Raw genomic sequence first — 1804 nt, forward strand, 5'->3', positions numbered from 1 at the left:
CTTGATTATTTATATAACAAAATACGTATTTATTGTCAAATAATATTTTATCTTTTTTGATATTTTTTTGTATTTTTTTAGATGCGTTATGTATTGATAATATCATGTGCTTATTAATTGCTTCTTTTATATTTATGTGCTTTTAAAGCTATATTATGGGCTTTATGAAACGATTGTGTTGTTTTTTGAATTATACATTTATAATATTTATAAACGCTCTCATAATGCGTATTTTTATCTTTATAACCTATCAGTTTTTTTCACTAAATGATTTTTAATTTTTTTGTGAATTTTGTTTATAACACATTTGCAACTTAACAGTTTTTTATAGAGATGATCTTTATAACCAACGCATTCATTTGCATTTTTGCTTTATTCAAATAAGGCTGTTATTTTTACGCATTCTCTATAGCTGTTATATGCTTTATAGCCATGGTGTTATTTTTCATTTTCATGATAAAAATGATACATATGATAATTGTAATTTAGAGACTGTTATGAAAACACTTATGAAACTATCTAAAGAGGGATTGATAATTATAGAAATTAGCAAAATCCTTTTTAATAGGCTTTTGTTATTTTGATTAGTTCTTTTTAAAAGATAAAATTATATTTCTAGTGAGTGATTAACACGTGTCTTATGAAAAGCGTATGAAATTAAAAACTGATTACGTTATCAAAATCCCTTTTATGAATTTTAATCAGTTCTTTTGAATAGATAACCTTATGATTTAGAGAATGATTACAACGTGCTTTATGAAAATCATATGATCCTTTAAAGCTTTTCAAAAGATAGCTTGTAACTCATAAGAGATGCTATCAAGATCATTATAGTTATGAGTTTTGACGGGGTTTTGAGTTTTGAGGGTTGCTGCTATTATGTAAAAAAACGATAAAAAGCAAAAACGTTATTTTTCAATAGGTTAAGATTTTACAGATCTTAAAAAAACAACCCATATTGATAACACAACCTATAAATTTAACTAATAATATACGTTTTGAGGGGGTTTTGACGATTTTTACACCTTCAAAACCTATAAGCAAAATGAATATATATATAACTCTCCTTAAACAAAGCTTTTGAAAACAATAAAGCACTCATTTTAGATTACGATATAACCTCTTAAAGGCAATCCAAATAAGAGTATCTAAAAGTGCAAGTTTCTTCTTTTTAGAATAACGCATGATAAATTATCCTTTTAAAGATTGTATGCAAGCAATGTATAAAGGGGTATAGACTACAGTTATAAGCTCTATACCCCTTACGAGTTTATCATACCCATTTGTAAGCATGCTTTATAAGTTATTCAGTTTCTCTTAATACCAAATTTGGTAAGTTCTTAACGATTTTCATTGTTTCTAAACTTACGGTAATAACCCTTTGAAACAACTCCAAAGGATAAGCAGGGTTTCCAACGGTTTCAACAGCATAGCGATTGGCATCATTAACAATGCCGCTCTTTTTATCAGTCTTTACACATTGCCGTTCCATAACCCATTCAAGAGCGGGTTTACCATTGACGATATATTCATAAGCTTCAAGAGGGATATCTGTCATTGTGACATTGCTGTTGTAAAAAACTGTCGATTTATCTTTTACTTTACTATTCCCAAAAAAATTCATTTCTGTAACATAATAGAATTTTTCAGGATTAGGGATATCAGTGAGTTTTGGATCACCTTTTTTAAAGGTTACAGGATAAGGTTCTACAGTTTCATAGTTCATATGCAAATGCCCCAGTTCACGCCCTGCAGTTACAAATTTCCAAAAATCTTCAGTGCTCTTTACACAAGGGATACGAGG

Annotated in this window: 1 protein-coding gene; it reads right to left on the bottom strand. The window is 28.5% G+C overall.

Features of this window, described 5'->3' with window-relative positions; genetic code table 11:
* Positions 1-1303 precede the first annotated feature (1303 nt).
* Positions 1304-1804 (bottom strand): type ISP restriction/modification enzyme (locus ACFILZ_RS09675; protein ID WP_375611042.1); only part of this gene is annotated, 501 nt, incomplete at its 5' end.

Origin of the sequence: Bartonella sp. AP40SXNS (assembly GCF_042195825.1) — a bacterium.
GTDB lineage: Bacteria > Pseudomonadota > Alphaproteobacteria > Rhizobiales > Rhizobiaceae > Bartonella.